Genomic DNA, 363 nt, shown 5'->3' with positions numbered 1-363 from the left:
TGCCGGGAGAGCGCCTGCCCGGGCCGCCGGCTCAGCTCCAGGAGGAGCCGCAGCTCGGTCGGGGTGAGCTGGAGGTCCTCGCCGTTCTTGGTGACCGTCATCGCGGAGCGGTCGATCACCAGCGAGCCGTAGGTCGCCGAGTCCGTCGACTCCCGTTCCCCGCGCCGGAGTACGGCCCGGATCCGGGCGTCGAGGACGCGGCCCTGGACCGGCTTGACGACGTAGTCGTCGGCTCCGGACTCCAGGCCCACGACCACGTCGATGTCGTCGCTGCGCGCGGTCAGCAGGATGATCGGCAACTGGTCGGTGCGGCGGATGCGCCGGCAGACCTCGAAGCCGTCGATGCCGGGCAGCATGACGTCG

The 363-nt window shown here is 71.6% G+C and carries 1 pseudogene; it reads right to left on the bottom strand.

The features are described 5' to 3' along the window. Window positions 1–363 (bottom strand): annotated as a pseudogene (gene afsQ1 / locus ACLWS4_RS37945) (two-component system response regulator AfsQ1); the annotation flags it as partial.

Source organism: Kitasatospora sp. SC0581, assembly GCF_048159585.1.
GTDB lineage: Bacteria > Actinomycetota > Actinomycetes > Streptomycetales > Streptomycetaceae > Kitasatospora.
The sequence above is the reverse complement of the archived record's forward strand: the minus strand, read 5'-3'. Positions and strand labels throughout refer to the sequence as shown.